At 36.4% G+C, this 19695-nt stretch carries 21 protein-coding genes and 1 pseudogene; 16 read left to right on the top strand and 6 right to left on the bottom strand.

What is annotated here, in order from left to right; all coding sequences use genetic code 11:
• Positions 1-55 precede the first annotated feature (55 nt).
• From ESZ48_RS12045 to ESZ48_RS12025, 5 genes are all read right to left on the bottom strand, one after another.
• A complete protein-coding gene (locus ESZ48_RS12045) occupies positions 56-646 on the bottom strand; it encodes a hypothetical protein (protein WP_129017736.1) in 591 nt (196 codons plus the stop codon).
• A gap of 224 nt (positions 647-870) precedes the next feature.
• Positions 871-2439, bottom strand: a complete 1569-nt coding sequence (locus ESZ48_RS12040) for a M28 family metallopeptidase (RefSeq protein WP_129017735.1) — start codon at positions 2437-2439, stop codon at positions 871-873.
• Positions 2440-2620: 181 nt separating this feature from the next.
• On the bottom strand, positions 2621-3664 hold the full coding sequence (locus ESZ48_RS12035; protein WP_129017734.1) for a M28 family metallopeptidase: 1044 nt from the start codon (positions 3662-3664) through the stop codon (positions 2621-2623).
• Positions 3665-3765: 101 nt separating this feature from the next.
• The gene (locus ESZ48_RS12030) at positions 3766-4176 is read right to left on the bottom strand and encodes a DUF2232 domain-containing protein (RefSeq protein WP_129017733.1); all 411 of its coding nucleotides are present in this window, start codon (positions 4174-4176) and stop codon (positions 3766-3768) included.
• Between the two features lie 3 nt (positions 4177-4179).
• The gene (locus tag ESZ48_RS12025; protein WP_129017732.1) at positions 4180-4962 is read right to left on the bottom strand and encodes a DUF3108 domain-containing protein; all 783 of its coding nucleotides are present in this window, start codon (positions 4960-4962) and stop codon (positions 4180-4182) included.
• Between the two features lie 223 nt (positions 4963-5185).
• Between ESZ48_RS12025 and ESZ48_RS12020 the strand changes: the two genes are divergently transcribed.
• The 4 genes and pseudogenes from ESZ48_RS12020 (at position 5186) to ESZ48_RS12005 (ending at position 6582) form a co-directional block, all read left to right on the top strand.
• A complete protein-coding gene (locus ESZ48_RS12020) occupies positions 5186-5371 on the top strand; it encodes a CsbD family protein (RefSeq protein ID WP_129017731.1) in 186 nt (61 codons plus the stop codon).
• A gap of 170 nt (positions 5372-5541) precedes the next feature.
• Positions 5542-5742, top strand: a complete 201-nt coding sequence (locus ESZ48_RS12015) for a hypothetical protein (RefSeq protein WP_129017730.1) — start codon at positions 5542-5544, stop codon at positions 5740-5742.
• Positions 5732-6028, top strand: a pseudogene (gene trxA, locus ESZ48_RS12010) (thioredoxin). Before ESZ48_RS12015 ends, trxA begins: the two are co-directional and overlap by 11 nt.
• A 98-nt stretch (positions 6029-6126) precedes the next feature.
• The gene (locus ESZ48_RS12005; protein WP_129017729.1) at positions 6127-6582 is read left to right on the top strand and encodes a pyridoxamine 5'-phosphate oxidase family protein; all 456 of its coding nucleotides are present in this window, start codon (positions 6127-6129) and stop codon (positions 6580-6582) included.
• A gap of 321 nt (positions 6583-6903) precedes the next feature.
• On the opposite strand, the gene ESZ48_RS12000 is transcribed toward ESZ48_RS12005, so the two are convergent.
• Entirely contained in the window at positions 6904-8493 is a 1590-nt protein-coding gene (locus ESZ48_RS12000) for an FMN-binding glutamate synthase family protein (protein ID WP_129017728.1), read from the bottom strand.
• Positions 8494-8748: 255 nt separating this feature from the next.
• Here ESZ48_RS12000 and ESZ48_RS11995 point away from each other — a divergent pair, with 255 nt between their 5' ends.
• The 12 genes from ESZ48_RS11995 (at position 8749) to ESZ48_RS11940 (ending at position 19621) form a co-directional block, all read left to right on the top strand.
• The gene (locus tag ESZ48_RS11995) at positions 8749-9516 is read left to right on the top strand and encodes a TrkA C-terminal domain-containing protein (RefSeq protein WP_129017727.1); all 768 of its coding nucleotides are present in this window, start codon (positions 8749-8751) and stop codon (positions 9514-9516) included.
• Between the two features lie 325 nt (positions 9517-9841).
• A complete protein-coding gene (locus tag ESZ48_RS11990) occupies positions 9842-10327 on the top strand; it encodes a GbsR/MarR family transcriptional regulator (protein WP_129017726.1) in 486 nt (161 codons plus the stop codon).
• A 333-nt stretch (positions 10328-10660) separates the two neighbouring features.
• The gene (locus ESZ48_RS11985) at positions 10661-11512 is read left to right on the top strand and encodes an META domain-containing protein (RefSeq protein ID WP_129017725.1); all 852 of its coding nucleotides are present in this window, start codon (positions 10661-10663) and stop codon (positions 11510-11512) included.
• A 93-nt stretch (positions 11513-11605) separates the two neighbouring features.
• Positions 11606-12679, top strand: a complete 1074-nt coding sequence (locus tag ESZ48_RS11980; RefSeq protein ID WP_223266437.1) for an AOC03_06830 family ribosome hibernation factor — start codon at positions 11606-11608, stop codon at positions 12677-12679.
• A 95-nt stretch (positions 12680-12774) separates the two neighbouring features.
• Entirely contained in the window at positions 12775-13587 is an 813-nt protein-coding gene (locus ESZ48_RS11975) for an SDR family oxidoreductase (protein WP_129017724.1), read from the top strand.
• Between the two features lie 26 nt (positions 13588-13613).
• Positions 13614-14135 (top strand): DUF488 domain-containing protein, encoded by a 522-nt coding sequence (locus ESZ48_RS11970; RefSeq protein WP_129017723.1) that lies wholly within the window; start codon positions 13614-13616, stop codon positions 14133-14135.
• A gap of 23 nt (positions 14136-14158) precedes the next feature.
• Complete coding sequence (locus ESZ48_RS11965) at positions 14159-15181, top strand: NAD-dependent epimerase/dehydratase family protein (protein ID WP_129017722.1); 1023 nt, start codon at positions 14159-14161, stop codon at positions 15179-15181.
• A complete protein-coding gene (locus ESZ48_RS11960; protein WP_129017721.1) occupies positions 15178-15594 on the top strand; it encodes a DUF2141 domain-containing protein in 417 nt (138 codons plus the stop codon). The genes ESZ48_RS11965 and ESZ48_RS11960 overlap by 4 nt, the downstream gene beginning before the upstream one ends.
• A 128-nt stretch (positions 15595-15722) precedes the next feature.
• Complete coding sequence (locus ESZ48_RS11955) at positions 15723-16361, top strand: HdeD family acid-resistance protein (protein WP_129017720.1); 639 nt, start codon at positions 15723-15725, stop codon at positions 16359-16361.
• A gap of 113 nt (positions 16362-16474) precedes the next feature.
• The gene (locus ESZ48_RS11950) at positions 16475-16936 is read left to right on the top strand and encodes a GNAT family N-acetyltransferase (protein WP_129017719.1); all 462 of its coding nucleotides are present in this window, start codon (positions 16475-16477) and stop codon (positions 16934-16936) included.
• Positions 16937-16948: 12 nt separating this feature from the next.
• Positions 16949-18676, top strand: coding sequence for an amidohydrolase (locus tag ESZ48_RS11945; RefSeq protein ID WP_129017718.1), 1728 nt, complete (start codon positions 16949-16951; stop codon positions 18674-18676).
• A gap of 171 nt (positions 18677-18847) precedes the next feature.
• Positions 18848-19621, top strand: coding sequence for a glucose 1-dehydrogenase (locus ESZ48_RS11940; protein WP_129017717.1), 774 nt, complete (start codon positions 18848-18850; stop codon positions 19619-19621).
• The last annotated feature ends 74 nt before the right edge of the window (positions 19622-19695 follow it).

Below are 19695 nucleotides of genomic sequence, written 5' to 3'. Positions count from 1 at the left end.
ATATATAAATAGAATAAAAATAAAAAAGACGAATGCAGCTGCATTCGTCTTTTTTTTATACTTCTTGGAGTAAATCTATAATTCGAAGTTTCTTATTGTAATCAACTTCGTTGACGTCTCTTATAAGACAATAGGCGTTAACCGCTTTGTCTTTAACCTTTTTGAAGAGCTCTTTCATGGTACAGGGACCATATTCCTTAGAGCGTTGGATATAATAGAATTCATGTTCAGCGATAAGTTCTGACGCCTTTTTTAAATATTTTGCTTTTAAGAATTTCTGAACGTCAGCCTTATTGTTTATAGGGACACTATAATTGCTGGCGTTTATAAAAAACGAATATTCTTCTGAAGCTTTCTGGTTTAGGACCAGAACATCTTTATCCTTATAAAACGCCTTGATCAGCACAATACCATCTTCAGTGGTAATGGACAGAAAGTTAGAATTTATAAAACTCCATCGTGTTTTGGTGACTTCATCATTTTCAGAAATGACCAATTCATTGTTTGGTTTAAAAACGTACATTGCCCTGGCATCTTCAATGCCATTGATCAAAATCCATTCTTGATTTATAAACTGATTATCGTGATGCAGTGAATAATCAAAAGGCTCTAAGTTTGGGACAATATTATATAAATAATTTCTCAAGACGATAAAGTGTTTAGGTGAAAGATGAATACATCAATTTATCTGATTTCTATTTAAAGCTACATGAAATTTTCCAAACCCCATCATTTGAACGATTTAGGGAAGTTTTTTCAGGTGAAATGTAAATTTTATGATATTTTCCCTATTTAAAAGTGGTTTTGAGGAATAAAAAAAGGCGAAACTGTTTTGTTTCGCCCTTCGGTATTTATAGAATATAATTGGTTTTACTCGCTGATTTTATCAACGATAATCCGATCCTCTCTGTTGGCCAATTTCCAAGCGGTATAGAACACCAATTTTGTTCTGTTTTCCAACAAATCATATTCAATCTTATCTGGTGTATCAGACGCTCTGTGATAGTCGTCATGCGTGCCGTTAAAATAGAAAATGACTGGGACGTTGTTCTTGGCAAAATTATAATGGTCTGATCTAAAGTAAAAACGATTCGGATCATTTTCATCATTAAATGTATAATCTAAAGTAACATTCGTATATTTTTTATTCGCTTCCTCAGATACATTGTGGAGGTCCGTACTCAATTTATCAGAACCAATTAAATACACATAATTTCTATCTCCTTCACGTTTTGGATCTATTCTTCCAATCATGTCAATATTAAGATTGGCAATTGTATTTTCTAATGGAAAAATAGGATCAATATCGGTATAATAGCTTGAACCTAAAAGTCCTTTTTCTTCACCGGTAACATGTAAAAATAAGATGGAACGCTTTGGGCCATGACCTGCATCCTGAGCCAATTTAAAAGCTTCGGCAATTTCCAATAGCGCCACGGTTCCTGAACCATCATCATCAGCGCCGTTATATATTTCGCCATCTTTAATACCTTCGTGATCTAAATGTGCGGAAAGGACTAAAATTTCATCTGGTTTTTCAGAACCTTTAATGAACGCCAGTACATTTTCAGAATTCACATCTTCAGAATTGCTGGTCACTTTAATTTCTATCTTGGCTGCAAGGTCTTTTGAAGTCTCATTTGTTTCAATGTCAGCTAAAATTGCTTTTCCTACCTTATCACTAATGAGTACTTGCACCATGGCCTCTTGTTTGTCCTTAAGTGCAATACGACTGTCACGACCAGATTTGGCCGCAGCCTGCATAAAGTTTGAAACCATCTTTAAATATGCCTCGTCCATAACCAATAAGACTTTGGCGCCTTTAGTTTTCGCCACTTCTCTTTTAGATGAAAGCGCCTGTCTTCCAACAGACCATTTTGTGTCTTCTTTTGAACCTGAAGTAACATAGGTGCCATCAGCATTTTTTGGTTCCCCTGCTTTGATCAACACAATTTTATCTTTAACGTCCAAACCTGAATAGCTTGAGTAATTCTCAGCTTCAATGCCATAACCCGCATATACAATATCGGATGCCGTTATGGTTTGAGTTGAAGCAGCGCCAGCAGTTACAAAATCGGTATAGTTTTCAAATGCTACACCATTGACGGTGATGTCTGTTTCAGGAGATTTTTGATTGAGCAAGGGTACGTTTTGAAAGTAATTGCCATTTGAGAGTGGCGAAGGAACTCCAAGTGCAATATATTGCTCCTTTAGAAACTCGACAGCCATTTTCTGACCTTTTGAACCTGTATCACGACCTTCAAATTCATCTGAGGCAAAAGTGTATAACAACTCTTTTAACTCATCAGACGTGATGGAGTTTCCATATACCGTTGGATCAACTGAAACTACGGTTTCAGGCTTTGTTGCCTGTTGTTGGCTTGATCCGCAAGCAAAAATGCTCAGTGCAATACTTGCAATAATAAGTGACTTTTTCATTAAAATGTGAATTATATGTAAGTGAAATGCGATAATACGAAAAACACAAGAATTTAAGATTTAAACCTCAGTTCATTTAACAAACTTTAACAAAGTGCCATTAGATTATTGCTGATTTTCATGGAATATTATCAGCAAGAGATTTTTTAGCACTTCTCTGATGAGAAATCACTTAAATTATTCATTTTATTTCATCCACTTCAAGTCGCTCTTTACTATTGGCGAGATACCAAGCGGTTGAAAATATAAGTTGCGCTCTTTTTTGTAATAATGGATAGTTGATTTTGTCGGGCGTATCTGTCGGTTGGTGGTAATCTTGATGTTCGCCATTAAAATAAAATATCACAGGAATGTTTCTGGAGGCAAAATTATAATGATCAGAGCGGTAATAATAACGGTTGGAGTCGCCTTCAGCATTATATTTATAATCGAGAATCAAATTTGTAAACTGGCTATTTGCGGCTTCAGATATATAGTGGAGCTTGGTACTCAACCTGTCCGCGCCAATGATATAGACATAATTTTCTTGTTGTTTTTCTTCATGTATTTTATCCACCCGCCCTATCATGTCAATATTCAAGTTTGCCACAGTGTTTTCCAAAGAATAAATTGGGTGTTTCACATAATAATTGGAGCCTAAAAGTCCGATCTCTTCAGCTGTCAAATGCAAAAATAAAATACTGCGTTTAGGCCCATGGCCATCTTTTTTGGCCAGTGCAAACGCTTGAGCCATCTCCATAACCGCAGCGGTTCCTGAAGCATTGTCATCCGCGCCAAAGTACGTTGCGTCATTGGAGGTTCCAAGATGATCTAAATGTGCCGAAATCACAATGACTTCTTCAGGATATTCTGAACCTTCAATATAAGCAACTACATTTTGGGAACTTGGACTGTCCTTTGAAAAATAAGATTTTGAAATTCTTTGATAGTAATTATCATACCCCAATGGGGATTGAATATCGTTATCTACATAAAAGTCCTTAAGAAAGTTTGAAGCGCGATGAAACCCCATTTGACCAGTTTCCCTACCTTCAAAATCTGTAGAGGATAGCGTGTAAACGTGTGCACTTAGTTCTTCAGGTGTAATGGTATTGCCGTATTTTATAATCATTTCCGGGTGCTCAAAAACAATGCTTTCTTTTAGATTTTCAATTTTTTGGGTGTATCTAATATTCGCGCAAGAACCGACGAGTGTTAATGCAGAAGCAATGAAGAGTACTTTCATTTATCAAGGATTAATTAGTAATCAAATAAAATCAAAAAAAAAGGAATACAAAAGTAATCCCTCGTTTTTGTCATGTATTTCAATGGTTTGTTCAAGTGGGTCTATTGTTCTTCCAAAACCTCCCAATCACGGGATTCTTCGGTTTCTAACAGGTCTTGTTCGGAGGCTTCAGGATCCATATCAATTTCATCAAGATCCAATCCTTCCAAAATTTCTTTTGAATCTTCAACAGATGCTTCTTGCTTTATCTCCAACTCTTCAAGGTTTCCAACTTCTGCTGTGTTAAAAATGGATTTATAGGTGGTTAAAACCAACGAAATAATCGTCAATAGAAAGATCAGTTGTATGGTCTTTTTAGGTGCCTGCTTCCGTTTCGAAATATAAAAGGCCACAAACCCGAAAACTAGTGCTGCAACGGCCGGTAAATAGGCTATTTGTGATAAAGGTGTTACTGCCAAGATCATTGCTAAAACTGCAGCGATAAGTCCTAAAACAATTAAAAGCTTTCTCATAGTTTAATTTTTTAACCCTGTTGCTGATTTAATTCTAAGCTCGCCGTTACCCACTGGGATTTTAAATTTCGCATATACCGGAACTTTATTGGCATCTGCCGTGAGGTACAATAAATTGTCATTTGAACCCCCTTTAAGAACGTTCCTATTTTTAAGGGACAATGCCAATTTGTAACATTCTTTTTTGCCGATGGCAGTGTTAATAGTTTCTTTACTTAGAAATTTTACGTTGATGACCATTTCTTCATTGTCAAAAATAACTTTAAAACTTTGAACATCGCCCGGTGTGGCCTTGTTGAGGTCTAAGTTTCGGATATGGTAAATGGTCGATACAATATCTTTGGTGTCACCATTGATTTTGACAGTGGCAGTTTTATCATAAGTTTGACCTTCACCATTCTTTTTGCGCATTAAACTTTTAACGGAGTTGGTCTTATGGCTGAACGTATACTGCATAAATTTATAGTAACCACCTTCATTTATGTAACGTTTATATAAGTATGGCGTTAAACTTGTTGGACTGACATAACTTTCATAAAGATCGCGGATTTTAAAAAAACCATCCCACTTGGTATAGGTCGCTGCTGTACACTTGAGGTGTAAAAGTGTGGCGTTTGATGTTTTCACCTGTCCAGTTTCCATCGTTACCTGCGCAATTTCCGTCATTAACCCAGACATATTATAAGAAGCTGTAAAGCTTAGTTTTTCACCCATTCCAATGGTGTTGTTTTGAGACCATAACATTGTACTGAACATCAAAACCAGAAGGAAAAAGAAGTGTTTCATTTATAAATATCAGGTGTCAAAGATATTTATATAAACATTAATAATACTCATTTTATATATAAGGTTTTATGAATTTCTTCGTACAGCCCAACAGTGATGGGAATTGTTAAATAAAACCTAAATTGGCAAACGCATCAATGATTAGATCTTTTGAGACAGCCATTAAGGAATGATAGATGTAGTTTTATGGTAGAATTAATAATAACTATAAAATTTAAATATTATGAACTCAGATCAATTTGAAGGTAAATGGAAACAAATTAAAGGTGAATTTAAAAAGAAATACGGAAAAATCACCAATGATGAATATACTGAAGCCGAAGGCAACTTCGATAAGTTAGCAGGAAAAGTGCAAGAACGCTACGGTAAATCGAAAGAAGATTTAAAAAAGGAAATCGATAGTTGGTAGAATGCCATTATTGATTTAAAGGAAAGTTCTCAAGCAAATTGTTTGAGAACTTTCCTGTTTAATAGCATTGTGACAACAAGTGGAGAACAATTGGAACCTTGTAAAAATTCGCTCAAGAAGATTGTGTTCTTGCAACTTGATTGGAAGGAACCATACAGAAATATAAAATCATGGAAAATCTAGAAGAAAGAAAACAGAACAATAGAAAAGAGGATATCAAAAGGAATCCCGATTCAGAAAAAAACGCACCATCCAAAGAAAAAGAATGGGATCCCAATCGGGATATTGAACAGGATATTACGGATGAAGAAAAGTTGAAAAATCTTAAAGGTGTTAGAACTCCCAAAAATTCAAACCAAAATGAAAAGTAATTTTAATGCAATTATTGATACACCGACACCTGTTTTAGTAGATTTTTATGCAGAATGGTGCGGTCCCTGTAAAACTTTGATGCCTATTTTGGAACAGGTGAAATCGGAACTAGGTGATGCCATAAAAGTCATAAAAATAGATGTTGATAAAAACCACTTGTTAGCGGCCAATTATCAAGTTTAGGGTGTGCCTACGCTAATGCTGTTTAAAGAGGGGATTCAAATTTGGCGGCAATCTGGAGTGCTTTCTAAAAACGAGTTGATCAAGGTGTTACAATCTCATTGATTTATTTCGACGCTTCTTCTCAATCTAAATAAACTGACCAATATCATTGTTGCCAGTCTTGTATTGCCGTATATTGGTCAAATAAAACAAATTCCATCATGTATACTAATTTAGACGAAAAGACCAGCTTGGCAGTTCTCAAAAACGATTACTTAGGACATTTGTCCTATATCTATCTTAACAGACCGTTTGTTGTTCCCATCACTTATTATTATGATGCAGAAAGAAATGTCATCATTTGCTATTCTGCTGAAGGTCATAAAATGAATGCCATGCGAAAAAATAATGAGGTAGCACTTAGCATTGTCGATGTAGATCATCTCACCAAGTGGAAATCAGTAATGGTCCACGGTAAATTTGAGCAACTCTTTGGCAGTGATGCTAAATCGTATCTCCACGTTTTTTCATTAGGGATCAAAACGCTGATCGCTGAAAAAGAATTGAAAGAGTTGAGCTTTATTAGTGAGTTTTCCAGTAAGGCCATCAACGAGAATATCCCTATGATTTTTGTCATTAAAGTTGAAGAGATCACAGGTAAGATGAGAAGGGACTAAGTCTTAAAATTCTATGTTTTCTTTTTTTAAGGATAAACACCAGGGTTTTATAGGTGTCTCATGATCTTAGGACGAACTCCAATTCTGTGATGTTACCTTAGTACTTTAAGATCACTTCTTATATTATATAAAAAAAGGGCTTCTTTGGAAGTTCTTTTTCTTTTTTCGGCAAAGCTTTATGTCTATGAAGCTTATAGTTTTTGGGCGTCGTACCACAAAAAAAAGTTTATTGAATTTGACCTCAATAAACTTTTTTAGAATTTCTACACTTTTATATCTCAGAGCGTTGTATCATCTGTTGTGATGATATAGGCTCTTAAATTATTTCATGATACGTGTCAATTGGAAAAACTTCTGGTAGCTATCTGGAATCGTATTGATATCCAAAAGAGAATTAGGTTCCATATATGGATAAATCTCTTCAAAAGTTTGCACGTTATAAAGTCCAATTCTTTTACTGATATGACTACGGGTCAATTCGCTAGGATCATTTAAACCAGCTGCAGCAACAAGTTCTAAAAAGCTGTGTATTGTTGCCTCGTGATATCTTTTAGCTCTAGGCCATTTATCCTCAACTACCAATCCTTTTACTAAAGAGGGATTCTGTGTGGCAACTCCAGTTGGGCAGGTGTTCAAGTTACATTGTAAAGCTTGGATGCAACCAACAGCTAACATCATGGCGCGTGCACTGTTACAACCGTCAGCACCAAGAGCGAGGGCTCTAGCCATGTGGAATCCTGTGATGATTTTTCCTGCTACAATAAGTTTAATATCTTCTCTTAACCCAAAACCAACCAACGTGTCATGGACAAAAACCAAACCTTCGCGAAGCGGCATTCCCATAGAGTTTGAAAACTCAACTGGAGCCGCACCCGTACCACCTTCACCACCATCAATGGTAATAAAGTCAGGAGTAATTCCGGTATAAATCATCGCCTCACAGAAATCCATGAATTCCTGTTTTCTTCCTAAACATAATTTGAATCCAATTGGTTTTCCATCAGAAAGATCTCTCAACCTTTTGATGAAATGCATAAACTGTATAGGATCTGCAAAAGCATTATGAGATGGTGGCGAATGAACTGCAATACCAGGTTTTACGTGTCTGATACGTGCAATTTCTTCTGTGTTTTTTGCAGCAGGCAATATACCACCATGACCAGGTTTTGCACCTTGTGATAGTTTTATTTCAATCATTTTTACTTGAGGCCTTGTAGCGTTCTCTCTAAAGGTAACGTCGTTAAAGGTACCATCGTCATTTCTACAGCCAAAATAACCTGTTCCAATTTGCCAGATAAGATCCCCGCCATTTTCAAGATGGTAATCGCTAATTCCACCTTCACCAGTATTGTGGGCGAAATTTCCCATTTTGGCACCTTTGTTCATTGCGAGAACGGCATTCTTACTCAAGGAACCAAAGCTCATGGCTGATATATTCAAAAGGCTTGAAGAATAAGGTTGTTTACATTCCTTACCACCAATTAATAATCTTGGAAATTCTCCAATTTCTTTAGGATTGTGTTTTGCATACATTGAATGTTCCAACCATTCATAACCTGAATGGTAAATATCCATTTGTGTTCCAAAAGGTTCAGTATCAGTTTCACCTTTGGCTCTTCTGTAGATCAAGGATCTTAGGATACGATTTAATGGTCTTCCTTCCGTATCAGTCTCCACAAAATACTGCATGATTTCTGGACGAATGGATTCTAGAATATATCTGGCCCGACCAATTAAAGGGAAGTTTCTTCGGATGGTATGGCTCTTTTGAAAGATGTCAAAAACACCCAACATTATTAAGGGGAGTACGATAACAAAAGCCCATAATATAGGGCTCCAAATTAGAGCAAAACCAACGATTGCTACTACAACGATAACCGAAACTAAAATAAATTGTTCGCGAACTTTCATCTCTTAAATGGATTTAAAATGCAAATATACTACTACAAAATTGGATTGCATACTAAAACGAAATAGTTTAAATTAATTTCTGTATTATTTAATTCAATGTGTGTATTTACTCCTAAAAGGTGATGCGATTTTTACGTATTTATAGAAGTGTTTTAATTGAAATACGTTACCTTTTGTATAAGATATGATCGCGTTCTTAGTGTTCTATAATCCAAATTGATACCATTAAGTTTACAAGTTTAAATATCATCCAATATGATTGCAGCCATCACACTTTTTTTAGTCGTTTCCATTTCAGCATTGATAACTAAAATTGCCACCATTGCATTGATCCATACGGGTCTCTCTACCGATAGTGCCAAATTTCAATCCCGTTCAGCATATACAGGTGTTGGGTTTACGACGTCAGAATCTGAAAAAATATTGAACCATCCTGTTAGAAGACGAATTATTTTCAATTTAATGATAATTGGAAATGCAGGAATCGTGACCGTAATGTCCTCACTGATATTAACTTTCATACTTCCAGAAACCTTGGCATCTAAGTTATATGGATTGTTGATTGTTGTTGTTGGAATGACCTTGGTTTTCTGGGCGATAAGAAGCAAGTGGGTTGACCGGGCATTATCTGCAGTGATCACTAGAATGCTGAAACGTTACACGGATATTGATATACAGGATTTTGCCGCGATTTTACATTTGAAGGATGACTTTAAAATTAGTGAAAAGTTAATTTTACAGACCGATTGGATGGCCAATAAAGCTATAAGTGATCTCAACTTAAGAGAGGAAGGTCTTACCATTTTAGGCATTGATAGGCATGGGATTGATTACTTGGGGTCGCCAAATGGAAGCGCAATAATTTTGCCAGAAGACGTGATTACTGTGTATGGCAAATCGGAGGTGATTAAAAGTGTTTTTAATCGGAAGCAAGATTTTAAGGCTGAAATAGAACATCAAGCATTTGTGAAAAAAGAAGAAGAGCGTCTTGAAGAGCAAGCACATCCTAAAAAGGACAATTAATGGGAATCCCTTTAAAATATAGTGAGGTTTGTAAGAGCAAACTTTTAACTTTAAAGTAGGAGAGGGGGTAATCAGGCATCAATAGGCGTAAATGGCTATTCCAACTGTTGTCATTTGAATAGGTCTTAATTTAATTATAATCTCATCATTATAATCTCATCATTATAATAGTTCATTAAAACACGTCAAAGAACTTGCCTAAGCCCTGATGTTACCATGTTTGCACAACTCTGCGTGCTCATTATTTTGAAAATTATAACAAAACTTTAATACAAACTAGTTCGTAATGTTGTGAACTAAGCGTATATTTAAGAAAAAGTTATAAATGGCACTTTCAAAAGAAAAATTAAAATTGATTGAAGAGATAGGTCTTCGTTTGGAAACAAGATTGCAAATTGCGCCTTTAGCAGCGCGTATATATGCTTTATTGACCTTGTCATCTTATGATGGCTTGACCTTTGAGGAGATTCGTGAGATTATTGGTTCGAGTAAAAGTTCGACATCGGTGAATTTGAATGTGCTTACACAGTTAAAGCATATTGAATATTATACAAAGTCAGGGGATAGGAAACGTTATTTCCGCGTCTCTAAATATTTTCAGTTGACAACTTTAGAAGCGCATCTACAATCTTTAGAGAATGAAATGACCTTGGTTGATAAAATCAATGCCTACAATAAAGTGCATTTTCCCGAGAAATTTACGAATGAAAAATCCTTGGGTGATATTACGACAGATTACTTAAGAAAAATGCAAGCACTTGTTGCAATTACTATCGAAAAAATCAAGACACATCAAATTTCTGAAGAATGATTTATAGTTGAGTATTTCAAGATGGAACTTTAACAATAGTTTACAATTATTTAGTTCGCAATGTTATGAACTAACCTTATATTTGTTGTTGAGCTATGGATTTGAATTATGGATCATCAATCAGACATTGGGTCGAAGAAATTGTTTAGAGATACAGTGTTTTTCGATGAAGTTAAATAACTCTTAATATTTAATGGTTATTTACAAGGAGGTATGATTGTTGAAAAGTAGTTGAAAAGTATCGGATTATGCCTAAGCGAATAACAAACATATCCAATTGGCGTAGCCGCAAAAGAATAAAAAACAAAATTGAATTAACTTAAAAACAAAATAATGAAAATTAAAATCGTCACATTAGCTCTTATAGCTTTCACGGTCATGAGCTGTAATACAGGTAAAAAGTCAAATTCCAATTCTGAAAATTCAGAAACTGATCCGGAAATGACCGCCACTGAAAATACCAATGATGCGCAGTCAATCGAAAACACCAGATGGATCATCACCACCTTGGAAGGTCAAGATATGTCAGACCGAGAAAATAATGGACAGATTATTTACTTCACATTAAATTCAGAAGAGAATACCGTTCATGGGTTTTCAGGATGTAACACGTTCATGGGAACATATACTTTAGAAGAAGGCAATCGGATTTCATTTTCTCAATTGGGATCAACCCGAATGGTTTGTCCAGATGAGAAAATTAATGAGTCGCAGATTTTGAGCATTTTTGAAAATGCTGATAATTTCACCATTTCCGGCGGTAAATTGTCTCTAAATAAAGCAAAGAGAGCGCCATTGGCAGAATTTAAAAAAGGAGAGATGGAACTTGAGCCCATTGTTGAGAAGTATTGGAAGTTGAAAACCTTGGAAGGAAAGGACGTTAAAATGGCAGATAACCAAGAACAGGAAATCTATTTCAGATTACAGTCTCAAGGGAACCGAGTGACCGGATTTGCAGGTTGTAACACTGTTAATGGAGAATATACTTTAGAAGAAGGAAATCGTATTCGCTTTAAAGGGATGTTGACCACTTTAAAAGCCTGTCCGGATGTAGATGTTAATGAATCGGAGTTTCTGAAAGTCTTTGAACTAGCAGACAACTATACCATTGTAGATGACGTATTGAGTTTAAACGTCGGTAGAAGAGCGCCTTTGGCAGTTTTTGAAGCCGTGTATTTCGACTAATTTTATGCATAGAATTAATGCCTCTGATTTTTGACTATAAATCATCCAAGGCAATTTGAAATAATATTTATTAATCAATTTAAAACTTGAAAAATGAACACAACCTTAAAAAAGCTTAAAGACATCAGTTCGGAAAACTGTATTACCATCATCATGAATTCCCACCGAACTAAACCTGATTACCTTAAAGACGAATTAGTCCTTAAAAATCATATCAAAGAAGTTGAAACAAGACTTCTTGCAGATACGACCAAAAAGGATGCAGCAAAATTAATTGACAAACTGCATGCGCTTGCCAAAGAGATTGATCACAGTCGCAATTTGGACAGCTTATTGCTTTTTGTGAACCATGATGTTGCTGAGTATTCAAGATTGCCAATAAAAGTTGTAGATCGTGTGATCATTGATAATACGTTTGCTACAAGAGATTTAGTGCGGTCTATTCACGCTGAATCCCACTATTACTTATTGGTTTTGAGTCAGGATAAAGCACGGTTAATTGAGGCCCTAAATGATAAGGTCGTAAAAGAATTTGGATCGCCATTTCCTATGGAGAACCAACAATCCTTTACCAAAAACAAGACTCAAGCAGCTACAGCATCGCGGCAGTCAAGTTTGATTGGTGAGTTTTTCAATCAAGTGGACAAAGAAGTGAACAGTATCAGGAAACAAAATCCGCTTCCAGTCTTAATTTCCACTGTTGAAGAAAACTATTCAGAATATTTAAAAGTCGCCGACGAAAAGCAGAGCATTTACGATACCTATTTAAATAAAAATAGAATGGCTAAAAAAGATCATGCCATCGTTTCAGAAGCTTACAAGATCATTGAAACCTATAACACCAAAAGAAACAATGATCGAAAAGCGGAATTGCTTAAAGCGGTATCTGAAAATAAATTCTTAAGTGACACAAATGATATTTGGAGAGCTATTTCCCAAGGAAAAATACAAACACTTTTTATTGAGCAAGGCTTATTTCAACCGGCAATTTTAGAAGATGATAAAATTGTTTATGTTTCGGAAGATCATAGAACAGACAAAGATGTCATAGACGATATTTATGATGAGATGATTGAGATGAATATGGATTTTGGAGGTGATGTTGTTTTCCTTCCAAAAGGAGAATTAGATAAATTCAACGGATTTGGTGCCGTAACGCGCTACTAAAAGTTCTTGCATATTATAATAGGCATTGGTTAATAAATTAGTTTTGACTAATGCCTGTTTATTTTATTTCATATAAATATTTAAATAATTTTAAAATGGATGTTCAAAAAAAATATATAGTAATTACTGGAGGAGCTGGTGGAATCGGGCAAGCATGTGCTCAGGTTTTTAAGGATCAACCAATAATTCTAACTGATTATTCACAGGATCAAGTTGATAAAGCAGTCGAATCTTTGTTAAAAGATGGGTTTGATGTGTCAGGAGTTTCTTGTGATATTACAGATAAAAAAGATATAGATAAGCTTGCCAAATTTGTCTCTGAGAAGGGTGCACTAAAAGCATTAATACACACTGCTGGAGTCAGTGGCACCGTTAAAGACCTAAAAAGAGTGTTTACTATTGATTTGATTGCAACAGAACTTTTGGTCGATGCCTTTTATGAGCTTGCCGAAAAAGATTCGGTAGCGGTATTGCTTTCGTCCATGATGGCGCACGCCGTTCCTGCAAACCCAGAATATGATGAAGCGCTTATCAATCCGCAAGCAACAGAATCCTTTGATATTGTAAGTAAGTTTGTGGATGGTTCATCAGACACGATGTACAATTTCGCTAAACGAGGTGTTCATTTGCTCACCCAAAAAAACGCGAGTAAGTGGGGTGGGAAAGGTGCGCGAATCGTAACCGTTTCTCCTGGAGTAATTGAAACCCCAATGGCATTGAAAGCAGCCGCAGAACATCCTGAAAGAATGGAAAAGATAAAACAGGCGACACCTTTAAAACGTAACGGTCAACCTGAGGACGTTGCTGGAGTTGTTCATTTTTTAACCACTGATGCCGCCAGTTTTATTACGGGGACTGATATTTTAGTGGATGGTGGAGTTATTCAGAACATTAAAAAAATGGGATAGATTCTGTGTGATTAAAAAACATCGTGATGGAACACAATACATCGGTATGGACTATTGGACATTCAACCAGAACTTTTGAAGAGTTTTTGGAGTTGCTCACGAATGATGAGATAGCATTGCTCATCGATGTACGACGCTTTCCAGGTTCACGAAAATTTCCGCAGTTTAATACAGAAACTCTCGAATCCGCTTTACTTAAAAATGGAATTGATTACAAACATATAGAAGCTTTGGGCGGAAGACGCAAAGCTTCCCAAGATTCTAAAAATACCGTATGGAATCACCCATCTTTCAGAGGTTATGCCGATTATATGGAAACTTCTGATTTTAAGAATGCATTCAAAACATTAGAGTCTTTGGCTTCAGAAAAAAGATGTGCCATCATGTGTTCTGAAGCCGTTTGGTGGCGTTGTCATCGCTCCATGATTTCAGATCAATTGAAAGCAAATGGTTGGAAAGTCATTCATATTATGGGAGAAAACCAGCATCAAGAACACCCATATACAAAACCGGCAAATGTAAAAGATGGACATTTGTCCTATCATTAAATACTAATGTCAATAAACGCCTCATGACAAAGAAAAATATTTTACTTACAGGAGCCTCCGGAACGGTGGGTTTTGAAGCCTTGAAACAGCTTATCGAAAAAGGCACATACACTATTTCAGTTTTTGATAAAAAGACGAAGCTTTCAGAAAAGAAATTAGAACCATTCGCCAATCAAATTAATCTTATTTATGGGGATATTTCAAATCCGAAAGACTTAGAGTCTATTAAAAACATCGATGCGGTAATTCATTTGGCTGCCATCATTCCGCCATTGGCAGATGAGCATCCAGAGCTTGCGAAAGCAGTAAATACTGAAGGTACCCGTCATCTTATTAAACAATTGGAAGCGCATTCTCCAAACGCATTTTTCATGTACAGCTCCAGCATTTCTATATATGGCGATCGTGTCGAAAATCCGTATATTAAAGTTGGTGATGCACTTACTCCGAGTGAAGGAGATGCCTACGGCGAGACAAAGATTGCCGCTGAAAAGTTACTCCAAGAAAGCCATTTGGACTGGACAATTTTCAGATTGGCAGCCATAATGGGCAATCACAAAATGAGCAAGTTGATGTTCCATCAGCCTTTAAATACGGCTTTGGAAATTGCTACGCCACGAGATACCGCCCGCGCGTTTGTAAATGGCATTGAGAAGCAACAGGAGCTGTCTAAAAGGATTTTTAATTTAGGAGGAGGCGAAAGTTGCAGGATCAGTTATGAACATTTTTTGGAACGATCTTTCGCAGTTTTCGGATTGGGAGCGGTCGATTTTCCGGAACATGCGTTTGCGGATAAAAATTTTCACTGTGGGTTTTATGCCGATGGTGATGATTTAGAAAATATCGTTCAGTTTAGAAGGGATAGTTTGCAGGATCATTTTGAAATGGAGGCTAAAAAAGTGTCCTCACTTAAAAAAACTGCCGCATCACTTTTTAAGAAGCCCATAAAATGGTTTTTGCTAAAAAAGTCAGAACCTTATCAAGCCTTTAAAACAAAAGATGCGAAACAAATGCACCATTATTTTAATCTAAAACCTAAATCATGAAAATATTAATTCTATATCTATCATTTTTAACCAGCTTTTTCGGTAACGACAATCCGGAGTTGACCATTAACGTTCAGAACATTAAATCTCTCAAAGGCGAAATAATTATTGGCGTCTTTAATACGGATAAGGACTTTTTGAAAGACGGTGTGGCTATCAAAAATTATAAAATCGCTGTTGATAAAGGCACTGAAACTATCGTGATCAAAGATTTACCAAAAGGTGATTATGCCATATCGTTATATCATGATGAAAATTCTGATAACGAATGCAACCGTAATTTCCTTGGAATTCCAAAGGAAGGTTATGGCTTTTCAAACAATGTCAAACCAAAATTCTCGGCACCGTCCTATAAGGATTGTAAGTTTACATTGGTAGAAAATAAGGTCTTAGACATTGTATTACTGCACTAATCATACAGTAATCCTATAATTATTGCTAAGCTGATTCATGTCATTGATATTATCTGTTATTCGATTTAACTTAGCTTGTAATAATCAACGTCTTAGAAGTTTAAATTAATACATTAAAAATTCAAATTATGGAACCAACTTTCTTAAAATCAATCAAAAGCGCCATCAAACATTGGTATATTCCTTTGCTTGTAGGTATATTTTTTATCATTGTCAGTATTGTGGCATTTACTTCGCCAGGAAGTTCATTGCTCACCTTGTCCTTTCTTTTTGCATTGTCGTTTTTATTTGGCGGCATTTCAGAGACGGTTTTTTCAATAGTCAATAGACACCAATTGGAAAATTGGGGCTGGTCTTTGGCATTCGGAATTATCACTTTTATTGTAGGTATTTCTCTTATGAGCCATCCAGCGCTTACTATCACTGTCATGGCGTTCTATATTGGTTTTGTCATCCTCTTCCGATCGGTTTCTGCCATTGGATTTGCTATGGATGTCAAAAGATATGGCGATAAAAATTGGGGCGTATTATTGGTATTAGGAATTTTAGGAACTATTTTTTCCTTCATATTAATTTGGAATCCACTTTTTGCAGGTATGAGTATTGTGGTCTTGATAGCGTTGAGTTTCATGTTTGCAGGACTCTTCAGTATTGCTTTAGCATTTCAGCTTAAAAGATTGCATAAATCGTCTAAAAAGATATCTGAAGGACTAAGAAAACGTTACGAGGAAGTCATGAAGGATATGGATAGGGAGTGGAACTCATAATTCGTGATGTCCATTAAAAATAAATTTATTTAAAGTGCCGTTATCACTAATATTATTAAAAAATTCTTAATTCCCTGACTTTAATAGCTTGTGTAAACCTTAAAAAATCAGACATGAACATAAGAAGAGCAACTTTAGAAGATCTTGAATCTGTTTACCAAATCGAAACTTTAAGTTTTAACGACGGAAGTTATCCGCCATTTGTTTTAAGGCAGTTGTTTGATATTTCCCATGAGTATTTCTTGGTCGCTGAAGAGGAGGGAAAGGTTATCGCCTATGTGTTGGGTAATATCAATAAAAACACAAGTCAGGGTTGGGTGTTGTCATTAGGCGTTCACCCTGAAGCACGTGGAAAAAAAATGGGAAAACTACTCACAGAAAAACTTGTAGAACTCCTTGAAAACGATTTGAGTACAGAAATCTGTTTGACCGTTCACCCCGATAATGCATCTGCCAAAAAAATATATGAGGATCTCGGATTTAAACCCGTGCGGACTTACGATAATTATTATAATGATCTTGAGGCACGGTTATTAATGAAGAAGCAGCTCATCACTTTAAGATTTAATGCTTAAGAGACATAATATATGAAAACATCCATTTGCATTATTTTAGTGCTGACCTTGTTTTTTAGTTGTAAAGACGGTGAAAAAGCAGCTATGAACGATAAAAAATCCTCTGAGATTTCTCAACTATTCTATAATGGCGATATCATCACAGTGGCTTCAGATCAGGTAGAATATGCAGAGGCAGTTGTTGAGGAAAATGGCAAGATTGTTTTTGTTGGAAGTCAGAAAGATGCCGAATCAAAATATGCAAATGCCAGAAAAATAGACCTTAACGGAAAAACTTTATTGCCAGGATTTATCGATCCGCACAGTCATTTTGGGATGGTTTCCAATACGATGGGGCAGGTTGATCTTAATCCAGAACCCGTAGGAACGGTGGTCAATATTGATGATATTCTAAAGAAATTAGAAACGTTCAAAGAAGATCGCAATATTCCAGACGGCGAATGGATTTTTGGTTGGGGTTACGATGATGGAGAGTTAGCCGAAAAACGCCATCCTACCAAAAGAGACATCGATAAAGTACTGCCAAACAATCCGGTGTATTTACAACATACCAGCGGACACATGGGTGTTGCGAACACTTTGGCGCTTGAGAAATTGAATGTCAATGCAGAAAGTAAGAGTCCGGAAGGTGGCAACATCGAGCGTTTTCCCAATTCAAAAGAACCGACAGGATTGGTGCAAGAGACCGCCATGTATCCTTTTGTAGGCAATATGCTTGAGATTCTGGCGAAGGATCAGGCAACCTATTTTGATACGACACAAGAGTATTATGCGTCCAATGGGATCACTACGGCACAAGACGGAATGACCGATAGAAATACCATTCGGTTTTTTCAATCGCAAGCCGATGCAGGAAAATTAAAAATAGATTTGGTTTCACTGGCAGGTTATGCCGAATTGGATAGCAATGTCAAAGACAGTACGCTGCATTTTAAAAACTACAAAAACGGATTTAAAGTTCAGGGCACAAAAATTGTAGCCGACGGTTCTCCCCAAGGAAAGACGGCATTTTTTACCAAGCCCTTTTTAACCGAAGTTCCGGGTTGCATAAACGACTGTAGAGGTTTGCCAAGTTTAACTCAAGAAACTATAAACGCCTTGTTTCTTACCGCTTATGAAAATGAAAATCAATTGTTTATTCATTGCAATGGCGATGCTACTGTGGATATGATTATTGAAGCACATGAAAATGCCTGTAAGCAATTAAACCAAGCTTTGGATAAAGACCGAAGAACGATTATCATTCATTCTCAGTTTGCGCGTATGGACCAGTTGGAAACATTTGTGAAATACAATATGGAACCTTCGTTTTTCACCAATCACGCTTTCTTTTGGGGCGATCTCCACGTAGAAAATTTAGGAAAGGAAAGAGCACATTTTTTAAGTCCGATGGTTTCTGCCAAGAAATTAGGCTTAAATCCCACAAATCATTCTGATGCTACGGTAACGCCAATCGATCCGCTTTTTACGATTTGGTCTGCGGTAAATCGCGTGTCACGTTCTGGTGCCGTAATTGGCGACACCGAGAGAACGACGCCATACTTGGCAATACAAGCCATTACCAGCAACGCTGCTTATGAGTATTTTGAAGAGGACTTAAAAGGTTCTATATCTGAAGGTAAATTGGCGGATTTCGTGATTTTAGATAAAAATCCTTTAAAAGTGGAACCTATGAACATCAAAAACATTCAAGTTTTAGAAACGATAAAAGAAGGAAAGACGGTATTTAAAAAGGAATAGGATAAGGTTTGAAAGAAGCTTTTCAATAATGTTCTTAGTTTTTTTCATTGAAACAATCGGTAAACAAGAATAATAAAGATCCAAAAACAGACCTACAAGGTTTTGAAAACCTTGCAGGATGGAAAATCAATATTGTTATCCCAATAAATAATAAATAATCAATCATACATTATGGAAATATCAAAACTATTTGACTTAAAAGGAAAAACTGCCATAGTCACAGGCGGAGCAAACGGAATTGGGAAAGCAACAGCGATGTTGTTAGCAAAACACGGAGCTAATATATCCATCGGCGATTTCAATTTGGAAGATGCTAAAAAAACAGCTAAAGAAATTGAAGCACTTGGAGTCAAAGCGATTGCAGTGTCTTGTAATGTTTTAAAGGACGACGATTTAGTCAATCTAATAGATACTACGGTAAAAGAATTGGGTGGCATTCATATTTTGATAAATAACGCTGGCGGTGGCGGAGGCGGACGAGAAAATCCGTCTAAAATCTCTGTTGACGATATCAAGCGCGATTATGAACTGAATGTGTTTAGTGGTTGGAGGTTGTGTCAATTGGCAGTGCCACACATGAAAAAAGAAGGTTATGGTTCTATTGTATTTACAACATCAATGTCGAGTATCAATAGAAGTCCGAACATGAGTGGCTATGGCGGATCAAAAGCAGCCGTGAACCATACTGTTGCCAACTTAGCGCACGATTTTGGACCCGAAGTACGCATAAATGCCGTTGGTCCAGGAGCAACTCGGACAGCGGCTTTAGAAAGTGTGCTGACCCCAGAAATTGAAGCCACCATGCTAAAGCATACGCCAATCAAACGTTTGGGAACTGCCGATGATATTGCTGGTGCGATGTTGTATTTTGCAGCGCCAATTTCGGAATGGGTGAGTGGTCAAACACTGTTTGTAAATGGAGGAGGAGAACAAACTTTAGAATAAACAAATGAACTACCTCGAACCAAGGGTACGAGGTATCAAATTAGAATTACTTTTTTTACTTCGATGCAGACCGT

It is taken from the genome of Gelidibacter gilvus (assembly GCF_004115975.1).
GTDB lineage: Bacteria > Bacteroidota > Bacteroidia > Flavobacteriales > Flavobacteriaceae > Gelidibacter > Gelidibacter gilvus.
Note: the sequence above shows the minus strand (reverse complement) of the source record. Positions and strands in the feature narration are given on the sequence as shown.